A 21510-nucleotide genomic window follows, 5' to 3' on the forward strand; every position below is an offset into this window, starting at 1 on the left:
GCGATAGGGCAGTATAAAGGGTAATAACTGAATTTCCAGCGCCACCGTCCGGGAAGAGGCGACTTTTTCACTGGACAATATTGGCAGCGAGGCGTGCAGTAAACATGTACAAACTCGCCACAGGCGTACAAATAACAGGCGCATGCAGCCAGAAAATAGCACGAATTAACAAGAAATTAAGTTTTGCCTCAATTTTATCCCCTCGCAGGATACCCGATGAGAATTTAGTTAATAGTCGTTACAATTACGGAGCGGTAGCACAAAAAAAGAGAAGTTACGTAAAGAAAGGTAAAAAAAAACCGAATGCGAAGCATCCGGTTCAATTAGGGATAAACAGACATTCAAAACTGAATGACGGTAATAAATAAAGTTAATGATGATAGCGAGAGTTATTTTAGAGATTAGGTGCGATCTTGTTTTGTCATTCAGTGCTGTAACGGATTTTATTGTAACTCTTTGATGTTTATATGGTGATTTTTCTGTTTGATTATAAATGCTAATTTTCTAAGCTATTTGTGCTTTGTAAAAGTTCCTTGATATTTACATTTTGAAACATGTTGATAGATAAATGAAACATCTTCAAAGTTTTCGTATCATATTCGCATTGGATTATTCTGTAATTTTGCGGAGAATGAAATTGCCGACTGGTTAATGAGGGTTAACCAGTAAGCAGTGGCAATTATAAGGCATATAACAGAGGGTTAATAAAATGAAAGTTAAAGTACTGTCCCTCCTGGTACCAGCACTCCTGGTGGCAGGCGCAGCAAATGCGGCCGAAATTTATAACAAAGATGGCAACAAATTAGATCTGTACGGCAAAGTTGATGGTCTGCACTATTTCTCTGACGACAAGAGTGCCGACGGCGACCAGACCTACATGCGTCTTGGCTTCAAAGGCGAAACTCAGGTTAACGATCAGCTGACCGGTTACGGCCAGTGGGAATACCAGATCCAGGGCAACACCTCCGAAAGCGAAAATGATGCCTGGACGCGTGTGGCGTTCGCGGGTCTGAAATTCGGTGACGCGGGTTCTTTCGATTACGGTCGTAACTACGGCGTAATCTACGACGTAACCTCCTGGACTGACGTTCTGCCAGAATTTGGCGGCGATACCTATGGCGCAGACAACTTCCTGCAGTCCCGTGCTAACGGCGTGGCGACCTACCGTAACCAGGACTTCTTTGGTCTGGTGGATGGTCTGAACTTTGCCCTGCAGTATCAGGGTAAAAACGGCAGCGTAAGCGGTGAAAACGTCGGTGGACGCAGCCTGCTGAAACAGAACGGCGACGGCTACGGTGCATCCGTGACCTATAACCTGGGCGAAGGTTTCAGCGTGGGCGGCGCGATGTCCTCCTCCAAACGTACTGCCGATCAGAACGGCGCAAGCGTTTATGGTCATGGCGATAACGCAGAAGTCTATTCTGGCGGCCTGAAATACGATGCCAACAACATCTATCTGGCAGCGCAGTACTCTCAGACCTACAACGCAACCCGTTTCGGTACCTCTAACGGCAGCAGCCCGACTACCGCTTACGGCTTCGCTAACAAAGCGCAGAACTTCGAAGTGGTTGCGCAGTACCAGTTCGACTTCGGCCTGCGTCCATCCGTGGCTTACCTGCAGTCTAAAGGGAAAGACATCGAAGGTTACGGCGATCAGGATCTGCTGAAATATGTTGATGTTGGTGCGACTTACTACTTCAACAAAAACATGTCCACCTACGTGGATTACAAAATCAACCTGGTTGATGAAAATGAATTCACCCGTCAGGCGGGTATCGGTACTGACGATATCGTCGCGCTGGGCCTGGTTTACCAGTTCTAATCGCTTCACCGTGTGACGTAAGGGGCCTGATGGCCCCTTTTTTGTGCCTCTCAGATTCTCACAACTCACCCGTTTTGGTGTACTCTTGCCGCCCTGGCATGAGGATAATAATGAATGGACATGACTTTTTTACGCGCCAGCTTTCTGGCTATGCTTTTTTTCCTGACCGCATGTAACGATCCCACCCCCGTGGCGAAAACCGACGCACCTGCCGCGACGGTGCTCGAAGGCAAAACGATGGGGACCTTCTGGCGCGTCAGCGTGATGAACCTCGATAAAACACGCGCAGATGAACTTCGCGGCAAAATTCAGTCGCAGCTGGACGCCGACGATCAGCTGCTGTCGACCTATAAAAATGACTCGGCGCTGATGCGCTTTAACCTCTCAACCAGCACCTCCCTATGGCCGGTGAGCGAGGCGATGGCCGATATCGTGACCGAGGCAATGCGTGTGGGTTACAAAACCAACGGCGCGATGGATGTGACCGTCGGACCGCTGGTCAACCTCTGGGGATTTGGCCCTAACAAACAGCCGGTGACCACGCCCGAACAGGCGGCCATTGATGATGCCCGCGCCAGGACAGGGTTGCAGCATCTGACGGTGATCAATCAGTACGGGCAACAGTACCTGCAAAAGGATATCCCCGATCTGTTTGTCGATCTGTCGACGGTTGGGGAAGGCTATGCGGCGGATCATCTTGCCGCGCTGATGGCCCAGGAAGGGATTTCCCGTTATCTGGTCTCCGTGGGCGGCGCGCTAGTTAGCCGGGGCATGAACGCCAGCGATAAGCCGTGGCGCGTAGCGATTCAAAAGCCGACCGATCGGCAAAATGCCGTGCAGGCGATAGTGGATATCAACGGTCATGGCATCAGTACCTCCGGAAGCTACCGTAACTATTACGAGCTTGACGGGAAGCGTATTTCGCATGTTATCGATCCGCAGACCGGACGTCCCATCGCGCATAACCTGGTCTCGGTGACGGTCATTGCCCCCACCGCGCTGGAAGCGGATGCCTGGGATACCGGATTAATGGTTCTCGGCCCGGAAAAAGCCAAAGAGGTGGTTCGTCAGGAAGGGCTGGCGGTGTATATGATCACCAAAGAGGGCGACGGGTTCAAAACCTGGCATTCACCGCAGTTCGACAGCTTCCTGGTGCGTGACAAAAATTAAAAAGCAAGGTTGCGGGTTTTTTATCAGTGGCACTCAGGCAGGCTCTATGTATGCTTACAAGAGGAGCCGATAATGAGAAACTCGACCTTTATTACCGATGAGGATCGCTGGCAGGCCGTGCTGGCCCGCGATCCGCACGCTGACGAACAGTTTGTCTTCGCCGTGCAGACCACGGGTATTTTCTGCCGCCCGTCATGCCGCGCCCGCCACGCGCTGCGTAAAAACGTCCGCTTTTATCCCGATGCCCACCATGCCGTACAGGCAGGGTTTCGTCCGTGCAAGCGCTGCATGCCGGACAAACGCAATCCGCAGGAACAGAAGCTGGCAAAAGTGGAACACGCCTGCCGTCTTCTGGAGCAGGAACCTACGCTAACCCTGGAGGGGCTGGCGCAGCAGGTTGCCATGAGTCCTTTCCATTTCCACCGTCTGTTTAAGGCCGTCACCGGCATGACGCCAAAAGCCTGGCAGCAGGCCGCGAGAGGCCAGCGCCTGCGCACCGCGCTGGCACAGGGAGACAAAATTACCGACGCCGTGCTGGCGGCGGGGTTTCCCGACAGCAGCAGCTATTATCGTAAAGCCAACGATGCGCTGGGCATGACGGCGAAGCAGTACCGCAAAGGGGATGTGGCAGTGCGTTATGCCATCAGCGACTGTTCGCTAGGACGCTGTCTGGTTGCAGAAAGCGAGCGGGGGATCTGCGCGATCCTGCTGGGTGACAGCGATGCTGAATTAGCCGAGGAGCTTGCCGCGCAATTTCCAAAAGCAACGCATGCGCCGCTGGAAGAAGACTTCGCGCAGCGGATCCAGCAGGTGATTGCCAGTATTGATAACCGCGACGTACCGCTTGCGCTGCCGCTGGATATTCGCGGAACCGCGTTCCAGCAGCGCGTCTGGCAGGCCCTTCGCAACATTCCCTGCGGCGAAACGGCAAGTTACCAGCAGGTGGCGCAGGCGATTGGCCAACCCAATGCGGTACGCGCCGTTGCCGGAGCCTGTGCGGCAAACACGCTGGCGATTGTGATCCCCTGCCATCGCGTGGTTCGTCACGACGGCGCGCTGTCGGGTTACCGTTGGGGGACGGCGCGAAAAGCGCTATTACTGAAACGTGAGGCGAAACGCCAGGAGGGATAATGCTCGATCTTTTTGCGGATGCTGAACCCTGGCAGGAGCCGCTAGCGCCGGGGGCGGTGATCCTGCGTCGCTTTGCACTCTCCCGTGCGGCGGCGCTGCTTGAGGGTATCGACGAGGTGACGGCGGTTTCGCCGTTTCGCCATATGGTGACGCCGGGCGGCTACACCATGTCGGTGGCCATGGCCAACTGCGGCGAACTGGGCTGGGCGACGAACGAGCGGGGCTATCTGTATGCCCCGAACGATCCCGCGACCGGCCAGCCGTGGCCGCCGATACCTGCCGTTTTTCAGGCTCTCTGCCACGAGGCCGCCGTAGCAGCGGAGTATCCTGACTTTCGGCCGGATGCCTGCCTGATTAACCGCTACGCCGTCGGCGCGAAGCTCTCGCTGCATCAGGACAAGGATGAACCCGATCTGCGCGCGCCTATCGTCTCGGTATCGTTAGGTCTGCCCGCCGTTTTCCAGTTTGGGGGATTACGCCGCAACGATCCGCTCAAACGCATCATGCTGGAACATGGCGATGTGGTGGTGTGGGGCAGGGCGTCGCGGCTTTATTATCACGGCATTCAGCCGCTGAAGCCCGGAGTCCACCCCCTTACGGGCGAATACCGTTTTAACCTGACCTTCCGTCAGGCGGGGGCGAGTAAACTAAAATAAGAATTATTCTTGATGTCCGCGCAGGGCAGTTTACACTGCTGGCTGTTTTTTATTGTCCGGATTGCCTGCATGCAACTACTTCTCCTCGTCTGGCGTCAGTACCGCTGGCCCTTCATTGCCGTAATGGCATTAAGCCTTGCCAGCGCCGCGCTGGGTATTGGCCTGATCGCGTTTATTAACGTGCGGTTGATCGAAATGGTCGACACCTCGCTCTCCGTATTGCCGGAGTTTCTCGGCCTGCTGCTCCTGTTGATGGCGGTTACGCTCGGTTCCCAGCTTGCGCTGACCGCGCTCGGACACCATTTCGTTTTCCGTTTGCGCAGTGAGTTTATCAAGCGGATCCTGGACACCCAGATAGAGCGCGTTGAGCAGCTCGGCAGCGCTTCCCTGCTGGCGGGGCTGACCAGCGACGTGCGCGCCATTACCATCGCGTTCGTGCGTCTGCCGGAGCTGGTGCAGGGGATCATTCTGACCTTTGGCTCGGCCGCATATCTCGCCTGGCTCTCCAGCAAAATGCTGGCGGTGACCGCGCTGTGGATTGCCATTACCATCTGGGGCGGTTTTATGCTGGTGTCGCGCGTCTACAAACACATGGCGGTGCTGCGCGAAACCGAAGATAAGCTCTATAACGATTACCAGACGGTACTGGAAGGGCGCAAAGAGCTCACCCTGAACCGCGAGCGCGCCGAGCATATCTTTAATCACCTCTATATCCCGGACGCGCGCGAATACCGTCACCATATTATTCGCGCCGATACCTTCCACCTGAGCGCGGTGAACTGGTCAAACATCATGATGCTGGGGGCCATTGGCCTGGTGTTCTGGATGGCGAACAGCCTGGGCTGGGCGGACACCAACGTAGCGGCAACCTACTCGCTGACGCTGCTGTTTTTGCGCACGCCGCTGCTCTCGGCGGTCGGTGCATTGCCCACCTTACTGAGTGCGCAGGTGGCATTTAATAAGCTCAAAAAATTCGATCTCGCGCCGTTTAAAGCCGAATTCCCGCGCCCGCAGGCCTTCCCGAACTGGCAGACGCTGGAGCTGCGTAACGTCACGTTCCGCTATCAGGACAGCGGCTTCTCCGTGGGGCCGGTCAACCTGACGATCCACCGCGGTGAACTGCTGTTCCTCATCGGCGGCAACGGCAGCGGTAAATCTACGCTGGCGATGCTGCTGACCGGACTCTATCAGCCGCAGTCGGGCGAGATTTTGCTGGATGGCACGGCGCTGAGCGCGGAGAAGCCCGAGGATTACCGCAAGCTTTTCTCGGCGGTGTTCACCGACGTCTGGCTGTTTGACCAACTGCTGGGGCCGGAAGGGCAGCCGGCCAATCCTGCGCTGGTGGAAAAATGGCTGGCGCAGCTGCAGATGTCGCACAAGCTGGAGCTACAGGACGGGAAGATCCTCAACCTGAAGCTTTCCAAAGGGCAGAAAAAGCGCGTGGCGCTGCTGCTGGCGCTGGCGGAAGAGCGTGACATCATCCTGCTGGATGAGTGGGCGGCCGATCAGGACCCGCATTTCCGCCGCGAGTTTTATCAGGTGCTGCTGCCGCTGATGCAGGCGATGGGCAAAACCATTTTCGCCATCAGCCACGACGATCACTACTTTATTCATGCTGACCGCCTGCTGGAGATGCGCGACGGCAGGCTGAGCGAGCTGACCGGTGAAGAGCGCGATGCAGCCTCGCGTGACGCGGTGGCGCGTACGGCCTGATGCCAATGTGCCGGGTGTCGGCTTCGCCTTACCCGGCCTACGATTTTGTAGGCCCGTGCAAGCGTAGCGCCGCCGGGCATGCCGCTTTTTTCTCCATCCCGTCCCGTTGTTTATTCTTATTTACATATCCCCGCGCTATGCTTAACCCCAACTCATTTAATGGATTTATGATTGATGTCGGTATTAAAGAAAAACAGCGCCAGGCAGCGTGACCAGGAGCGCGCGCGACTCATCTGGCTTCTCACGACCGATAAAGCGGTCACTTCTACGCTATTAGGCAAACTGACCCTGGCTGAGCAATATGATGTCGGCACCCTGGCCGACGATATTGCTGAGGTAGGCGCGCTGGTTGCTCATTTACCCCCGCCGGATCTCGCGGATACCCTTGAAGCGCTTCCTTCGGAAGAACGTCACGCCCTGTGGCGTCTGGTGCAGGATCACGAGCGCGGGCAGGTATTGCTTGAAGCTTCTGAAAACGTCTGGGATGACCTGATCGACGAGATGAGCGACCGGGACATTCTCGACGCTGTGCAAACCCTGGATATCGACGAGCAGATTTATCTCGTTCAGCATCTGCCGCGCAACCTGACCGGTCGCCTGCTGGCGTCGCTGCCAGCGGAGGAGCGGGCGCGCGTGCGTCAGGTGATGCACTACGAGAAAAACAGCGTCGGCGCGATCATGGAGTTCGGCGTTATCACGGTGCGCCCGGACGTGACGCTCGGCACCGTGCAGCGCTACCTGCGTCGTCTGGGCAAGATGCCGGACAACACCGATAAACTGTTTGTCACCTCCCGGGATAAAACCCTGCTTGGCGAACTTGAGCTGAAAACTATCCTGCTCAACAGCACCCAGCGGAAGGTGAGCGAGGTGATGGAAAACGAGCCGATGGTCTTCTCCCCGGAAGACGATGCGGAGAAAGCGGCGCGTACCTTCGAACGTGACGACCTCGTCAGTGCCGCCGTCGTGGATTCTGTCGGCAAACTGATGGGGCGTCTGACCATCGATGAGATCGTTGATGTGGTCTACGAAGAAACCGACAACGACCTGCGCGCGCTCGGGGGGATCAGCGCCGAAGATGACGTCCATGCCTCCGTCGGCAAGGCGGTGAAAACGCGCTGGGCGTGGCTGGCCATTAACCTCTGTACCGCGTTTATCGCCTCCCGGGTGATTGACGGGTTTGAACACACCATTTCTCAACTGGTGGCGCTGGCCTCGCTGATGCCGATTGTGGCCGGAATTGGCGGCAACACCGGAAACCAGACCATCACCATGATCGTCCGCGCGCTGGCGCTGGAAAACATTCAGCCCGGTAACTTCGCCTTTCTGATCTTCAGAGAGATGGGCGTGGCGCTGATCAACGGCCTGGTGTGGGGCGGCATTATGGGCGGCATCACCTGGTGGCTGTATGACGATATGGCGTTAGGTGGGGTGATGATGCTGGCGATGGTGCTGAATCTGCTGGTGGCATCAATGATGGGGGTCATTATCCCGCTGACGATGACCAAACTGGGGCGCGACCCCGCGGTGGGGTCGAGCGTGATGATCACCGCCATCACCGATACCGGCGGTTTCTTTATTTTTCTTGGGCTGGCGACGATTTTTCTTCTTTAAGCCGACGCTTAATGCGGGCGGGGAGGAGCGCCATAACGATAATCCCGCCCAGCACGCCAATCGCCAGATTGCCGGTTGATACCGTGGCGGCTACGGTGACCAGCATGACTACCGTTTCTGCAATCGGGGCCGTTTTCACCGTGGCTGGCTGAAGGCTGTGCCAGCTGAAAGTTTTGACGGCGACAATCGCCATAATGCCTGCCAGCACCGCCATCGGGATTTTGGCCATCACTTCGCTGAGCGCCGTCACCAGGATAAGCAGCACAATGCCCGCCGCAAGGGTTGAAATGCGGCTTCGACCTTTCCCCATCTCCACGTTGACGATGGTTTGCCCAATCATCGCGCAGCCTGCAATACCGCCATAAAATCCGGCCAGAATATTGCCGACGCCTAATCCAATGCTTTCGCGGCGTTTACCTGACGGTGTCGCGGTCAGCTCATCCACCAGCTTTGCCGTCAGCAGGGATTCCAGCAGGCCGACAAAGGCGATGCTCAACGCGCACGGCCAGATAATGCTCAGCGTCTGTACGTTGAGGGGGACCAGAAGTTCGGTAAGGCCCGGCAAACCGCCGCTCATGGAGCCTTCATCGCCCACGGTCGGCAGGATTTGTCCGGTTGAAACGGTGAACACGGTAAGCACAACAATCGCAATCAGCGGGGAAGGGATGCTTTTGATATAGCGCGGCACCCACAGCACGATCGGCAGCGTCAGCACGAACAGGCCCACAATGAGCGGGCTTCGGCTCCAGAAATGCGGCACCTGAGCGAAGAAGATCAAAATGCCCAGGGCGTTAACAAACCCGGTCATGACCGACTGGGGTATAAAGCGCATCAGCCTTGCCATACCCAGCACGCCAAACAGAATCTGAATCACGCCAGCCATCAGCACGGCGGGAAGAATGTACTGTGCGCCGTGCTGATGCACCATCGGGCCAATGACCAGCGCCACGGAACCAGCCGCTGCCGTGACCATCGCCGGACGACCGCCCAGCACGGACAGGGCAAGACACAGCACCACGGAGGCGATCAGGCTGACCTTCGGATCAACGCCCGCCACCACCGAAAATGAGATGACTTCGGGGATCAGCGCCAGGGCGGTAATCACGCCTGCCAGCGTTTCACGCGTCAGCTGCTTAGGGGAACGCAGCACGTTGGCTACGCGGTTTTCGGGAGATACGGCAGAATGGGGTAAGGACATAACAGTTCGCTGGTTAGGGCAGGCTTCCGTGCGCGCGATCACAAAGTGCAGGATAGTAGCCAGAAAATGCCCCTATTGCCAGCCGCCAGAGTAATCCCCTACAAACAATCCATCATTAAATTTCACAATTACAATAATTTCGTAACCTTTAAACAATATTTAAAAGTTGTTACCGTGCCCCCGCAGCTTTTTTCACCTGCAATTTCCACGCATCAAGCACTTTTACACTAAGGCATAAATTATGAAAAAAATGACTGCCATGCTCTTTTCTCTGGCCGTGGGGCTTAACACCGTCTCCATGGCGGCGAAAGCTGACGCACCAAAAGAGCAGGAAACGGACGTCCTTTTAATTGGTGGCGGTATCATGAGCGCCACGCTGGGAACCTATCTGCAAGAACTGCAGCCGGACTGGTCTATGACCATGGTCGAGCGCCTTGATGGCGTGGCGCAGGAGAGTTCGAACGGATGGAATAACGCCGGTACCGGACATTCGGCACTCATGGAACTGAACTACACGCCGCAGAAAAAGGACGGTTCCATTAGTATCGAGAAGGCGGTAGAGATCAACGAAGCATTCCAGGTTTCTCGCCAGTTCTGGTCTCATCAGGTCAACAGCGGCGTGATGCACGATCCGCACTCCTTCATCAACACCGTGCCGCACATGAGCTTTGTGTGGGGCGATCAGAACGTCAACTTCCTGCGCGCGCGCTACGCCGCTCTGCAGCAGAGCACGCTGTTCCGCGGGATGAAATACTCCGAAGACCACGCGCAGATTAAAGAGTGGGCTCCGCTGGTCATGGAAGGTCGTGACCCGAACCAGAAAGTGGCGGCGACCCGTACCGAAATTGGTACCGACGTTAACTACGGCGAAATTACCCGTCAGCTGGTGACGTCTCTGAAGAAAAAAGAGAACTTCAACCTGCAGCTCAGCACCGAAGTGCGCGGTTTCAAGCGCAACGCGGATAACAGCTGGAGCGTGACCGTTGCCGATCTGAAAAACAACGAAGCCGAGCACGTCATCAAGGCGAAGTTTGTCTTTATCGGTGCGGGCGGCGCGGCGCTGAAGCTGCTGCAGGAGTCCGGTATTCCGGAAGCTGACGACTACGCGGGCTTCCCGGTGGGCGGCCAGTTCCTGGTGTCGGATAACCCGGAAGTGGTGAACCGTCATCTGGCAAAAGTGTACGGCCAGGCTTCCGTTGGCGCACCGCCGATGTCTGTTCCGCACATCGACACCCGTATGCTTGACGGCAAACGCGTGGTGCTGTTTGGGCCGTTCGCGACCTTCTCCACGAAGTTCCTGAAAAATGGCTCCCTGTGGGATCTGCTCAGCGCCACAACCACCTCTAACGTCAAGCCGATGATGGACGTGGGTCTGGATAACTTCGACCTGGTGAAATACCTGATTAGCCAGGTGATGCTCTCTGACGACGACCGTTTCGAGGCGCTGAAAGAGTACTATCCGCAGGCGAAGAAAGAAGACTGGCGTCTGTGGCAGGCGGGTCAGCGCGTACAGATCATCAAGCGCGACCCGAAAGAGGGCGGCGTGCTGCGTCTGGGTACCGAAGTGGTGAGCGATAAGGATGGCACCATCGCCGCGCTGCTGGGCGCGTCACCGGGCGCGTCTACCGCTGCGCCAATCATGCTGCACCTGATGGAAAAAGTGTTTAAAGATAAAGTCGCCAGCCCGGAATGGCAGGCGAAGCTGAAAACCATTATTCCATCCTACGGCACGAAGCTGAACGGCAACGTGAGCGCGACGGAGCAGGAGCTGGAATACACCAGCCGCGTACTGCAGCTGCAGTACATCAAACCGCAGGCTGCGGATGCTGCGCCAAAAGCGGAGCTGAAGCCTCAGCCGGAAAACAAACCGGTTGCGGATATCGCGCTGTAAGGTAAAAGCAAAACGGTAACATCCGTTACCGTTTTTAGTGTTTTCTCCCTCTCCCGGTGGGAGAGGGTTGGGGTGAGGGCACCAGAGCGCACCCTTTCCGGGTCGGGTAAGGCGAAGCCGCCACCCGACTTAATTTCAACGTACTACGGCTTGACCGACAGTCTCATCGGCCTTCCACACGCGATACTTCACTTCCACGTTTTCAGGCGTATATACCACGATCGGCAGCTTGCTGTTGTAGCGCAGCAGAGTGTTGTCGCCCAGATACGCCGTCACAAATTTCTTCTCTTTTTTGCCGTCCGGGCAGGCCATCATGGTGGAGACCGGAGAAGTCACTTTATCAAAGACGTAATAGTCGTAACCCCAGCCTTCCAGGGTTTTGCTTTCCAGCTGACCGCCCAGACGGTGCTGGTTGCAGTCCACTTCCAGCGTCTTGCCAATTAACAGTTCCACTTTGAAGTTCGCTTCATCCTGCTGAACCGGCAGCTGAATCACCTGACGCTTCATCCCTTTGTCCGCCTGCGGGTACGGAGCCACTTTTTCCAGCGGCTGCTCTTTTGGGGTTTCGCTGGCAAAAGCACTGCTGCTGACGCACGCGGCGGCGATGAGGGCGATGGCAAATTTAGGTGCGTTTTTCATTGTCATTCCTTTATGTCAAAACGATCCTGCGCAGGTTAACATAACAACTATGAATGATTGGTGTTATTTACTTACATTTTCACTCTGTATAGCGTTATGCGCTTTTAAATTACCTGTTTAATGGTTGTTTATGCTGGTGTGGAGTCGGGTGCCAGTTCGTGTTATTTTAGACCTTATATAATGTTATTCATCTGTAAAAGGGAAGAGAGATGGTTCGTGCAAAACTGAAAACACCTGAGGGCCGCAAATTCCTCCTGGCGCTGCTGGTCGTGTTTATGATTGCTGCCGCGTGCGTGGGGCGGGCAACCATTGTTGGCGTCATCGAACAGTACAACATCCCCCTCTCTGCCTGGACAACCAGCATGTATGTCCTGCAATCGGCGATGATCTTCGTCTACAGCCTGGTGTTCACCGTTCTGCTGGCCATCCCGCTGGGCATTTTCTTCCTGGGTGGACGTGAGAAGCGCTAAGCATTCACCTCAGAGAATGAAGCCAGCCTGCGGGCTGGCTTTTTTTATATCAGATGATTTTTATTCGCATTTCCAGGATATTCTGTGTCGAACAAGATTGTTCGACATAAAGCAGGAGATGCGCAATGTTATCCCGGTTTGCAACGCTCAGCCGGATCCCGAAAGGAGTCTGGGTTGTGGGTGGCGTCAGCATGTTGATGGATATCTCCTCGGAGATCATTCACAGCCTGCTGCCGTTGTTTATGGTCACGACGCTGGGTGCCAGCGTGATTTTCATTGGTTTGATTGAAGGTCTGGCTGAAGCCACGGCGCTGTTTATCAAAGTGTTTTCCGGCGCAATCAGTGATTATCTGGGCAAGCGTAAAGGACTGGCGGTTCTGGGCTACGGTCTTGGCGCGTTGAGTAAACCGTTGTTTGCTATTGCCTCTTCCTCCGGCATGATTCTTGGGGCACGCTTAATCGACCGGGTAGGAAAGGGGATCCGGGGGGCGCCGCGCGATGCGCTGGTCGCTGACGTTACACCGCCGGAACTCCGCGGCGCGGCCTTTGGTTTGCGTCAGTCGATGGACACCATCGGCGCCTTTCTCGGGCCGCTCCTGGCCGTCGGCTTAATGCTGCTGTGGAATGATGATTTTCGTACCATTTTCTGGATTGCGGTGATCCCCGGCGTACTCGCCGTTGCCTTGCTTTTCTTCGGGCTGCATGAGCCTAAAACCCCTGTCGAGCATAAACGAACGAATCCCATCAAAAGAGAGAACCTCAGGCGCCTCGGTAAAGGCTGCTGGTGGGTCATTGGCCTGGGGGCCATCTTCACGCTCGCACGTTTCAGTGAAGCATTTCTTGTGCTTCGCGCTCAGCAGTCGGGTGTACCGCTGGCGCTAATCCCGCTGGTGATGGTTGCCATGAATCTGCTCTATTTCCTCTCTGCCTATCCGTTTGGCAAATTATCCGACGTGATGAGCCACACCCGATTACTACAGTGGGGGCTGGTGGTGCTGATTGGCGCGGACATTGTGCTGGCGCTGAGCACCCACTGGGCAGGCATTATTTTAGGCGTTGCGCTTTGGGGGATACATATGGGCATGACCCAGGGGCTGCTGGCGGCGATGATTGCGAAAACCGCACCTGCGGATCTGCGCGGTACCGCCTACGGTATTTTTAGTCTGGTCAGCGGCGTGGGGTTATTAGTCGCCAGCCTGGGGGCAGGGGCCATCTGGGAGACGTTTGGTGCGCAGTATACGTTTTATGCCGGGGCGGTGATTTGTCTGGCGACGCTGATTTATCTGCGAAAAACACCTGACGAAATGGAATAAAAAAACCAGCCGTAAGAGGCTGGTTTTGATAATAATTTTGGTCGGCACGAGAGGATTTGAACCTCCGACCCCCGACACCCCATGACGGTGCGCTACCAGGCTGCGCTACGTGCCGACGCATAAAAAGAATACTACTCGATTCCGTTTTGAATGCAAGGGAATCTGTCGCTAACTGGTTTATTATTAATCAGTTAGCGATAAACCGCTTCTCATCCGTCAGGACCTGCAGCAGCAGGCTCAGCTGCGGTTTCTGGTCTTTCAACCGTTCACCCTGCAGATTATACGTCTGATAATTCCCGTTGCTGTTCAGCACCAGCGTCAGCTTCGGCGTGGTCACCACCAGCGTATTATTCCCCGCAGCCGTTACCCAGTTGTGGCGGCGCGCGGCGCTGAAGAGATCCTGCCCCTGCGAATACTCGTTTGCCGGCGTGCTGACGTGCAGCAGGCGTTGCATCAGGGTAGTCATCACATCTTTATGCTCGGTGAGCATATTGATGCGCTGCGCCGGGGTGCCTGGCCAGTGGATCACCAGCGGAACCTGCAGATTCGGACGAGACCAGCTCATACTCTTCGTCTCGTCACCTAACGGCACGCCATGACCCGCGGTTACGATCACCACGGTGTTGTCCAGCTTGCCAGACTCACGTAGCGCGTCGAGCACGCGGCCTATCTGCGCATCAACATCGCCAGCCGCGCGGCCATAACGGCGCGCAAAGTCCTTCTTATTGCTGTCAGCAAGCGTTGTGCCGTTAAAGGCAACCCATGAGAACCAGCGGTTATCTTCCTGGGCGTAGCGCTGCAGCCAGTTTATCCATTGGCTGGCGGTCTGCGCATCGGACTGATTTTGTGCCGTTGGCAGTGAGAAATCGGACAGCAGCGCCTGGCGGTAGAGCGGGCTGTTAAATCCATCGGAGGAGAACAACCCTAACTGATAGCCTTGCTGATTCAGCCCGGTGATCAGCGCCGCAGGCGTGCGGGTAGACAGTACGCCGTCCATGTAGCCAGCTGAAATGCCATAGAAGAGGCCAAAAATGCCCGCATCGGTTGAGTTACCGGAGCTCATATGCTGAGTAAAGGAGACGTTTTTACTGGCGAAATCGGCCAGCGCAGGCATCTGCTTCTCGTAGCGCGAGTAGTTCAGGCCATCGACGGTGATCAGCAGGACGTTTTGCCCGCGTCCCATATCGCGGTACTGCAGGTCGCTCAGAGGATACTGAACGCTGACCGCTTCCGGGTTACCCTGTTCGACCAGGCGTCGCTGGTACTCCTGCGCATCAAGCAGGCCGTGTTTCTCGAGGAAGCGACGGGCCGTCATCGGATATGAGAGCGGCAGGTTAGCGCGCTGCATGGTAATAGGGCGATAGAAGTTCGCATCCGCCCAGATATACATGATGTGCGAACTGATAAAGGAGACGAAGAAGAGTGCGGCGACGGGCTTCGCGTAATGGCGTCGCCGGGTCAGGCTGCGAAGTTTTTGCCAGCTCCAGGTGGCAAACAGCATCTCAATCAACAGGATCACCGGGACGCTGATAAACATCAGCTGCCAGTCACGGGCCGTTTCGTTCTGGTCGGGGTTAATCACCAGTTCCCAGACGATGGGGTTGAGGTGCAGGTGGAAGCGGGTGAACACTTCACTGTCAATAAGCAGCAGCGTCATCCCCACCGTCGCAAGGATGGCGGACAAGAATCGCATCAGACGCTGCGACATGACGATAAACGTCAAGGGGAACAGGATCAGCAGATAGGTGGCGAAAACCAAAAAGCTAAAGTGACCGACAACGCTTATCCAGGAGTAGATACGCCCGGTTAGCGTTGTTGGCCAGTCTGCGACAAACAGATAACGACAGCCAATGACCGTCGCCAACAGAATGTTGAACAGGGCAAACCAGTGCCCCCAGCTGACCATCTGGGAGACTTTTTCACGGTAGCGCTGACGATTCGTCACCATAAACTGTTGTTCGTATCCCTTAATGGGCCGGGTCGTTGCTGACGGACGACTGTAAAGCCTGGGCGAACGATTTTGCGATCGCCTGACGCTGAGCCGGAGCAACGCTGGTGTTAATCAGGTTGGTGACCATATTTCCCAAAACCATCAGGGAGAGATCGGTCGGCGTTTTATGTTTTTCCAGTACGTTGACCAGCTCACTGAGCAGTTGTTCAACGTGTTCATCACTGTAGCGGGAATGTTGTGGCATAAATCAAAATCAGTTTGTTGATGAAAGGGCAACATATTACCGTAGCAACAGCTTTTTTTCCCCTTTTTTATCTGTTGTTGCACACATGTCCTGGTGGTGGTTGAATACCGCCCGGTCTAAAAGGAGAGTTTATCATGAGTCTGGAAATCAACCAGATTGCCTTGCACCAGCTTATCAAGCGTGATGAGCAAACCCTTGAAGTGGTGCTGCGCGATTCGTTACTGGAACCCACGGCGACCGTTGTGGAGATGATGGCAGAGCTGCATCGCGTCTACAGTGCCAAAAATAAAGCCTATGGCCTGTTCAGCGAAGAGAGTGAACTGGCTGATAGTCTGCGCCTGCAGCGTCAGGGCGAAGAGGATTTTCTGGCGTTTAGCCGCGCCGCAACCGGGCGTCTGCGCGACGAGCTGGCGAAATATCCGTTTGCCGACGGCGGGATCGTGCTGTTCTGCCACTACCGCTATCTGGCGGTAGAGTATCTGCTGGTTACCGTGCTGAATAACTTAAGCAGCATGCGCGTGAACGAGCAGCTGGATATCAGCTCAACGCATTATCTGGATATCAACCATGCGGATATCGTGGCGCGTATTGATTTGACCGAATGGGAAACCAACCCGGAGTCGACCCGCTACCTGACATTCCTGAAGGGGCGCGTGGGCCGCAAAGTGGCGGATTTCTTTATGGATTTCCTCGGTGCCAGCGAAGGTCTCAATGCCAAAGCGCAGAACAAAGGGCTGCTCCAGGCGGTTGACGACTTCACAGCAGAAGCGCAGCTCGATAAATCTGAGCGCCAGACCGTGCGTCAGCAGGTCTACAGCTACTGCAACGAACAGCTGCAGGCAGGGGAGGAGATCGAGCTGGAGTCCCTGTCAAAAGAGCTGGCTGGCGTCAGCGAAGTCAGCTTCCAGGAATTTACGGCTGAAAAAGGCTATGAACTGGAAGAGAGCTTCCCGGCGGATCGCAGTACGCTGCGTCAGTTAACCAAGTTTGCCGGCAGCGGCGGTGGGTTAACCATCAACTTTGACGCAATGTTGCTGGGGGAACGCATCTTCTGGGATCCGGCCACCGATACGCTGACCATTAAAGGCACGCCGCCGAACCTGCGCGATCAGCTTCAGCGCCGCACCTCGGGCGGGAAATAACAGCCATAAAAAAACCCCGCAGAAGCGGGGTTTTTTTTCGACGTGTTTGCGATTACGCGCGAACAAAGTCGATGTGAGACAGTTTTGGCTTGAACGGGTGACGCTGAACAGCCTGAACCTTCACTTTTTCTTCTTTACCGCCAACAACGATGGTCAGAACTTCGCTGTAGAATTCAGCTTTGGTCTGCAGGTTCCACAGTTTGTCGTGATCCAGTTCGATTGCAACTGGAGCAGCTTCGCCACCGTAAACGATAGCCGGGAACTTGTTAGCGTTACGCAGGCGGCGGCTCGCACCCTTACCCTGCACGTTACGTACTTCTGCTTCGATAGTGAACATTGATTTCTCTCTGTATTTAAAACCCTGCTACAGGCGACCCAGCAGCAGGTGAGTGTTCTGCCTCACGGATGTGAAGCGGGCGGCATTTTATACTCAAATGCCCCTCACATCAATGAAAAGTCCCGCTAACCGCGCAATTCGTTGGCGCGACGGAAGCGACCTTCGTAGTCAAAGAGTTTCTCACGCACCTGCCAGAACTGGCCTTTCTTACGGGCGACGACGAAATCCGGATGGCGCAATAGCACCTGCTGGCGCACGATATCGGCCACGGTTATCCAGCGCAGGGGGACGCCCGGCGTTCGGGTGTGCGGGCGGATAAACAGCTGTTCGAAGGCCATTCTCTGAGCAGGCGTCTGGACCCGGAAGCGCTCGCTGACGTCCGCCCCGTCTTCGTCGTAATAGGTGATTTTCAACCACTCACCTTTTTCATCGGCGCCGGGCTGCAGCGCCATGCCGGAACAGCGCAGCACCAGCGCATCTTTCAGCTTTAGCGCCGCTTTCAGCATGTCGTCCGGGTCAACCAGCACCGTGTCGCATTCCCGGCAGCGGCGCGCGGCAATGTCGTTTTCGGCGTTGCACTGCGGGCAGTTTTTGAACCGGAAGCGGAAATCGCACTGCTCGCGATGCCCGTCATCATCTTCAAACCAGCCCTGACAGCGGCGGCCAAAGTGTTCGATCAGCGTACCGTCGGCGGTGGTTTTTCCCCAGAAGGTGTTGGCAAACCCGCAGGCAGGGCAAAAGACCTGCACGGGCACGTTGTCGCTTTTCCCTTTTGGCGCGCCGACTTCAGGCGTATAGAGATCGTGCGGGTTACCCGCATAATCCAGGATCAGGCAGTCGGTTTTTCCCGGCGCCAGACGAAGGCCGCGGCCAACAATTTGCTGATACAGACTGACCGATTCGGTCGGGCGCAGAATGGCGATCAGGTCGACGTGCGGGGCGTCAAAGCCGGTGGTCAAAACCGACACGTTTACCAGATAGCGGAACTGCTGGGCCTTAAAGGCGTCAATCAGGCCGTCGCGCTCCGGGCCGGGCGTCTCGCCGGTGATTAACGCCGCGTCGCCGGAGGGTAGTAACCCGGTGATTTCTCGCGCGTGCTCAACGGTGGCGGCAAAGATCATCACCCCTTTGCGCGTCGCGGCGAACTCCTCTATCTGGCTGATGATATGCGGCGTAATACGCTTCTGCTTTTTCAGCTCCTTGTTGAGATCCGCTTCGCTGAATAATCCGTTGCTCTGCGCCTGCAGACGGCTGAAATCGTACTGCACCACCGGCATATCCAGCCGTTCAGGCGGCGTCAGGTAGCCATGTTTAATCATGTAGCGCAGCGGAAGTTCGTAAATGCAGTCGCTAAACAGGGCCTTGTCATCGCCGCGCACCATGCCGTGATAATGGTAACGATAGATCCAGCCTTTCCCCAGGCGAAACGGGGTCGCCGTCAGGCCCAGCAGGCGCAGGTGAGGGTTCACCGCTTTCAGGTGAGCCAGGATTTGCTGGTACTGGCTGTCGTCGTCATCGCTGATGCGGTGACACTCGTCGACAATCAGCAGCGAAAATTCGCTGCGAAACAGGTCCAGATTGCGCGCCACCGACTGCACGCTGCCAAAGACCACTTTACCGTGGCTCTCTTTGCGCTTCAGCCCGGCGGCGAAGATATCGGCTTCCAGCCCAAGCGCACAATACTTGGCGTGGTTTTGCGCGACGAGCTCTTTGACGTGTGCCAGCACCAGCACGCGACCGCGCGCCAGACGCGCCAGTTCGGCGATGACCAGGCTTTTGCCTGCGCCGGTCGGGAGCACAATCGCCGCTGGCTCGCGGTGTTTACGGAACCAGGCGAGGGTGGCGTCAACGGCTTCCTGCTGATAGGGACGAAGTGTAAAAGTCATAGGGTCTCGGTTTCGTTATTCCGCACATATACCCGTCATACTTCAAGTTGCCTGTGCGTTGGCTGCACTCGTTCACCCCGGTCACTTACTTATGTAAGCTCCCGGGGATTCACTCCTTTGCCGCCTGCATGCAACTCGAATTATTTAGGGTATAGATAGTATGCCACGAAACTTTTTCCCTTGAGTGGCGCAACCAGACCATTATACTGAACCGTTCCAGACTGCTTCTTTTTTTCGGACCCGTAGTCCGACTTCCAGCACCATTAAGGCTAAAAAGATTTCATGCGACTTGATAAGTTTATCGCTCAGCAACTCGGCGTAAGCCGCGCTATTGCCGGGCGCGAAATTCGCGCCAGCCGCGTTACCGTGGATGGCGACATTGTGAGAGACACCGCTTTCAAACTTCAGCCTGAGCATCAGGTGGAGTATGACGGCAATCCGCTGACCCAGCAGCACGGTCCGCGCTACTTCATGCTCAATAAGCCTGAAGGCTACGTCTGCTCAACGGACGATCCGGATCACCCGACGGTGCTCTATTTCCTCGATGAACCGGTGGCGCACAAGCTGCACGCCGCAGGACGCCTCGACATCGACACCACGGGTCTGGTGCTGATGACCGACGACGGGCAGTGGTCGCATCGCATTACTTCCCCGCGTCACCACTGCGAGAAAACCTATCTGGTCACGCTGGAGTCGCCGGTGTCGGATGACACGGCAGAGCAATTCACGAAAGGCGTTCAGCTGCATAATGAAAAAGATCTGACCAAACCCGCCGTGCTTGAGGTGATCGCGCCGACCGAAGTCCGTCTGACCATCAGCGAAGGGCGTTACCATCAGGTGAAACGTATGTTTGCCGCCGTGGGGAACCGCGTTGTTGGCCTGCACCGTGAGCGGATTGGTGCGATTGAACTCGATCCCGACCTGGCGCCAGGCGAATATCGCCCGTTAACGGAAGAAGAGATCGCCAGCGTCGGTCTGCCTTCGCACTAATTTCAGGAGAGCTCTGTGACCACCAGGCCACACTCGTCGTTCAAAATCGTCTTCATTCTTGGCCTGCTGGCCATGCTGATGCCGCTGTCTATAGATATGTACCTGCCCGCGCTGCCGGTGATTTCTGCACAGTTTGGCGTCCCGGCGGGCAGCGCGCAGATGACGCTCAGCACCTATATTCTCGGCTTTGCCCTCGGCCAGCTGTTTTATGGCCCGATGGCGGATAGCCTTGGACGCAAGCCCGTCATTCTGGGCGGGACGCTGGTCTTTGCGGCCGCAGCGGTTGCCTGTGCGCTGGCGCAGACCATCGATCATCTGATTATCATGCGCTTCTTCCACGGTCTGGCGGCAGCAGCGGCAAGCGTGGTGATTAACGCCCTGATGCGCGATATCTACCCGAAGGAAGAGTTCTCCCGCATGATGTCGTTCGTGATGCTGGTGACGACGATTGCGCCGCTGGTGGCACCCATGGCCGGTGGCGCGGTGCTGGTGTGGTTTAGCTGGCATGTGATTTTCTGGATCCTGGCCCTGGCCGCGCTGCTGGCCTCCGCGATGATTTTCTTCTTTATTGATGAAACGCTCCCCGTTGAGCGCCGTCAGAAATTCCACATCCGAACCACAATAGGCAACTTTGCCTCGCTGTTTCGCCACAAGCGCGTGCTCAGCTATATGCTGGCAAGCGGGTTCAGCTTCGCCGGGATGTTCTCCTTCCTGAGCGCCGGGCCGTTTGTCTACATCGAGCTGAACCACGTTTCGCCGCAGCACTTCGGCTATTACTTTGCGCTTAACATCGTCTTCCTGTTTATCATGACCATCATCAACAGCCGATTTGTCCGGCGGGTGGGGGCGCTGAACATGTTCCGCGCCGGGCTGTGGATCCAGTTTGTGATGGCTATCTGGCTGGTGGTAAGCGCGTTTCTGGGCGTCGGCTTCTGGGCGCTGGTGGTCGGCGTGGCGGCCTTTGTCGGCTGCGTGTCGATGGTGTCATCTAATGCGATGGCGGTGATCCTGGATGAGTTTCCGCACATGGCGGGCACCGCATCGTCGCTGGCGGGGACGTTCCGCTTCGGCATCGGCGCTATCGTTGGCGCGTTGCTTTCGATGGCTACCTTTACGACGGCATGGCCGATGCTGTGGGCGATGGCTTTTTGCGCAACCAGCTCGATACTCTTCTATCTTTACGCCAGCCGACCGCGAAAAGCGGCCCACTAAAACACAGAGAAGGCCCGACAGGGCCTTTTTTGTTGATGCATATCAACCAAACCCCCGTTCGTTTATTCCGTGTTTGTTTATTTTATGTAAAATCTATTTGTGTAAAAAGTCACATCATTGTATTCAAAAAGGTT

At 56.0% G+C, this 21510-nt stretch carries 19 protein-coding genes and 1 tRNA gene; 13 read left to right on the top strand and 7 right to left on the bottom strand.

Features of this window, described 5'->3' with window-relative positions; all coding sequences use genetic code 11:
• Positions 1-104: 104 nt before the first annotated feature.
• From AB8846_RS13870 to mgtE, 7 genes are all read left to right on the top strand, one after another.
• Positions 105-368 (top strand): hypothetical protein, encoded by a 264-nt coding sequence (locus tag AB8846_RS13870; RefSeq protein ID WP_370732944.1) that lies wholly within the window; start codon positions 105-107, stop codon positions 366-368.
• Between the two features lie 341 nt (positions 369-709).
• Positions 710-1822 carry a porin OmpC gene (locus tag AB8846_RS13875; protein ID WP_063441564.1) on the top strand — a complete coding sequence of 371 codons (1113 nt, stop codon included), beginning with the start codon at positions 710-712 and terminating at the stop codon, positions 1820-1822.
• 114 nt (positions 1823-1936) lie between these two features.
• Entirely contained in the window at positions 1937-2992 is a 1056-nt protein-coding gene (gene apbE, locus AB8846_RS13880; RefSeq protein WP_370732945.1) for an FAD:protein FMN transferase ApbE, read from the top strand.
• A gap of 72 nt (positions 2993-3064) precedes the next feature.
• Positions 3065-4123 (top strand): bifunctional DNA-binding transcriptional regulator/O6-methylguanine-DNA methyltransferase Ada, encoded by a 1059-nt coding sequence (ada, locus tag AB8846_RS13885; RefSeq protein ID WP_370732946.1) that lies wholly within the window; start codon positions 3065-3067, stop codon positions 4121-4123.
• Complete coding sequence (alkB, locus tag AB8846_RS13890) at positions 4123-4779, top strand: DNA oxidative demethylase AlkB (RefSeq protein ID WP_331411862.1); 657 nt, start codon at positions 4123-4125, stop codon at positions 4777-4779. The genes ada and alkB overlap by 1 nt, the downstream gene beginning before the upstream one ends.
• Before the next feature lie 69 nt (positions 4780-4848).
• Positions 4849-6492, top strand: a complete 1644-nt coding sequence (locus tag AB8846_RS13895; protein WP_370732947.1) for a multidrug ABC transporter permease/ATP-binding protein — start codon at positions 4849-4851, stop codon at positions 6490-6492.
• Positions 6493-6666: 174 nt separating this feature from the next.
• Positions 6667-8103, top strand: coding sequence for a magnesium transporter (gene mgtE, locus AB8846_RS13900; RefSeq protein WP_109846102.1), 1437 nt, complete (start codon positions 6667-6669; stop codon positions 8101-8103).
• Here the strand turns inward: mgtE and AB8846_RS13905 are convergent.
• Positions 8066-9355, bottom strand: a complete 1290-nt coding sequence (locus tag AB8846_RS13905) for a SulP family inorganic anion transporter (RefSeq protein ID WP_370732999.1) — start codon at positions 9353-9355, stop codon at positions 8066-8068. The two genes, mgtE and AB8846_RS13905, sit on opposite strands and share 38 nt — an antisense overlap.
• A 187-nt stretch (positions 9356-9542) precedes the next feature.
• On the opposite strand from AB8846_RS13905, the gene mqo reads away from it, so the two are divergent.
• Complete coding sequence (mqo, locus tag AB8846_RS13910; protein ID WP_063143757.1) at positions 9543-11192, top strand: malate dehydrogenase (quinone); 1650 nt, start codon at positions 9543-9545, stop codon at positions 11190-11192.
• Between the two features lie 135 nt (positions 11193-11327).
• Here the strand turns inward: mqo and eco are convergent, their stop codons facing one another.
• On the bottom strand, positions 11328-11831 hold the full coding sequence (gene eco / locus AB8846_RS13915; protein WP_370732948.1) for a serine protease inhibitor ecotin: 504 nt from the start codon (positions 11829-11831) through the stop codon (positions 11328-11330).
• 209 nt (positions 11832-12040) lie between these two features.
• Between eco and AB8846_RS13920 the strand changes: the two genes are divergently transcribed.
• Together AB8846_RS13920 and AB8846_RS13925 are read left to right on the top strand one after the other, a co-directional pair.
• A complete protein-coding gene (locus AB8846_RS13920) occupies positions 12041-12301 on the top strand; it encodes a DUF2534 family protein (RefSeq protein WP_063143759.1) in 261 nt (86 codons plus the stop codon).
• A gap of 125 nt (positions 12302-12426) precedes the next feature.
• Positions 12427-13614 carry an MFS transporter gene (locus tag AB8846_RS13925; protein WP_370732949.1) on the top strand — a complete coding sequence of 396 codons (1188 nt, stop codon included), beginning with the start codon at positions 12427-12429 and terminating at the stop codon, positions 13612-13614.
• A gap of 38 nt (positions 13615-13652) precedes the next feature.
• On the opposite strand, the gene AB8846_RS13930 is transcribed toward AB8846_RS13925, so the two are convergent.
• From AB8846_RS13930 to AB8846_RS13940, 3 genes are all read right to left on the bottom strand, one after another.
• Positions 13653-13729: transfer RNA gene (locus AB8846_RS13930), tRNA-Pro, on the bottom strand.
• A gap of 72 nt (positions 13730-13801) precedes the next feature.
• Positions 13802-15562, bottom strand: a complete 1761-nt coding sequence (yejM, locus tag AB8846_RS13935; protein WP_331411868.1) for an LPS biosynthesis-modulating metalloenzyme YejM — start codon at positions 15560-15562, stop codon at positions 13802-13804.
• 19 nt (positions 15563-15581) lie between these two features.
• Entirely contained in the window at positions 15582-15809 is a 228-nt protein-coding gene (locus AB8846_RS13940) for a YejL family protein (protein ID WP_008500958.1), read from the bottom strand.
• A gap of 134 nt (positions 15810-15943) precedes the next feature.
• Between AB8846_RS13940 and yejK the strand changes: the two genes are divergently transcribed.
• Positions 15944-16951: a nucleoid-associated protein YejK gene (yejK, locus tag AB8846_RS13945; protein WP_008500957.1), complete on the top strand. Its 1008-nt coding sequence runs from the start codon at positions 15944-15946 to the stop codon at positions 16949-16951.
• A 52-nt stretch (positions 16952-17003) separates the two neighbouring features.
• Here the strand turns inward: yejK and rplY are convergent, their stop codons facing one another.
• Together rplY and AB8846_RS13955 are read right to left on the bottom strand one after the other, a co-directional pair.
• Positions 17004-17288 (bottom strand): 50S ribosomal protein L25, encoded by a 285-nt coding sequence (gene rplY, locus AB8846_RS13950; protein ID WP_029740955.1) that lies wholly within the window; start codon positions 17286-17288, stop codon positions 17004-17006.
• A gap of 125 nt (positions 17289-17413) precedes the next feature.
• Entirely contained in the window at positions 17414-19174 is a 1761-nt protein-coding gene (locus AB8846_RS13955; protein ID WP_370732950.1) for a DEAD/DEAH box helicase, read from the bottom strand.
• A 282-nt stretch (positions 19175-19456) separates the two neighbouring features.
• Between AB8846_RS13955 and rsuA the strand changes: the two genes are divergently transcribed.
• Both rsuA and AB8846_RS13965 read left to right on the top strand, forming a co-directional pair.
• Positions 19457-20164, top strand: coding sequence for a 16S rRNA pseudouridine(516) synthase RsuA (rsuA, locus tag AB8846_RS13960; protein WP_370732951.1), 708 nt, complete (start codon positions 19457-19459; stop codon positions 20162-20164).
• A 15-nt stretch (positions 20165-20179) separates the two neighbouring features.
• Positions 20180-21376: a Bcr/CflA family multidrug efflux MFS transporter gene (locus tag AB8846_RS13965; protein WP_008500953.1), complete on the top strand. Its 1197-nt coding sequence runs from the start codon at positions 20180-20182 to the stop codon at positions 21374-21376.
• Positions 21377-21510: the final 134 nt, after the last annotated feature.

Source organism: Enterobacter sp. KB-221C9, assembly GCF_041320715.1.
Taxonomy (GTDB): Bacteria; Pseudomonadota; Gammaproteobacteria; order Enterobacterales; family Enterobacteriaceae; genus Enterobacter; species Enterobacter asburiae_D.

Bases quoted from the DNA above. Each gene is read 5' to 3' on its own strand.
- AB8846_RS13870 (WP_370732944.1), top strand. From the start codon at position 105: ATGTACAAACTCGCCACAGGCGTACAAATAACAGGCGCATGCAGCCAG.
- AB8846_RS13875 (WP_063441564.1), top strand. From the start codon at position 710: ATGAAAGTTAAAGTACTGTCCCTCCTGGTACCAGCACTCCTGGTGGCA.
- apbE (WP_370732945.1), top strand. From the start codon at position 1,937: ATGGACATGACTTTTTTACGCGCCAGCTTTCTGGCTATGCTTTTTTTC.
- ada (WP_370732946.1), top strand. From the start codon at position 3,065: ATGAGAAACTCGACCTTTATTACCGATGAGGATCGCTGGCAGGCCGTG.
- alkB (WP_331411862.1), top strand. From the start codon at position 4,123: ATGCTCGATCTTTTTGCGGATGCTGAACCCTGGCAGGAGCCGCTAGCG.
- AB8846_RS13895 (WP_370732947.1), top strand. From the start codon at position 4,849: ATGCAACTACTTCTCCTCGTCTGGCGTCAGTACCGCTGGCCCTTCATT.
- mgtE (WP_109846102.1), top strand. From the start codon at position 6,667: ATGTCGGTATTAAAGAAAAACAGCGCCAGGCAGCGTGACCAGGAGCGC.
- mqo (WP_063143757.1), top strand. From the start codon at position 9,543: ATGAAAAAAATGACTGCCATGCTCTTTTCTCTGGCCGTGGGGCTTAAC.
- eco (WP_370732948.1), bottom strand. From the start codon at position 11,831: ATGAAAAACGCACCTAAATTTGCCATCGCCCTCATCGCCGCCGCGTGC.
- AB8846_RS13920 (WP_063143759.1), top strand. From the start codon at position 12,041: ATGGTTCGTGCAAAACTGAAAACACCTGAGGGCCGCAAATTCCTCCTG.
- AB8846_RS13925 (WP_370732949.1), top strand. From the start codon at position 12,427: ATGTTATCCCGGTTTGCAACGCTCAGCCGGATCCCGAAAGGAGTCTGG.
- yejM (WP_331411868.1), bottom strand. From the start codon at position 15,562: ATGGTGACGAATCGTCAGCGCTACCGTGAAAAAGTCTCCCAGATGGTC.
- AB8846_RS13940 (WP_008500958.1), bottom strand. From the start codon at position 15,809: ATGCCACAACATTCCCGCTACAGTGATGAACACGTTGAACAACTGCTC.
- yejK (WP_008500957.1), top strand. From the start codon at position 15,944: ATGAGTCTGGAAATCAACCAGATTGCCTTGCACCAGCTTATCAAGCGT.
- rplY (WP_029740955.1), bottom strand. From the start codon at position 17,288: ATGTTCACTATCGAAGCAGAAGTACGTAACGTGCAGGGTAAGGGTGCG.
- AB8846_RS13955 (WP_370732950.1), bottom strand. From the start codon at position 19,174: ATGACTTTTACACTTCGTCCCTATCAGCAGGAAGCCGTTGACGCCACC.
- rsuA (WP_370732951.1), top strand. From the start codon at position 19,457: ATGCGACTTGATAAGTTTATCGCTCAGCAACTCGGCGTAAGCCGCGCT.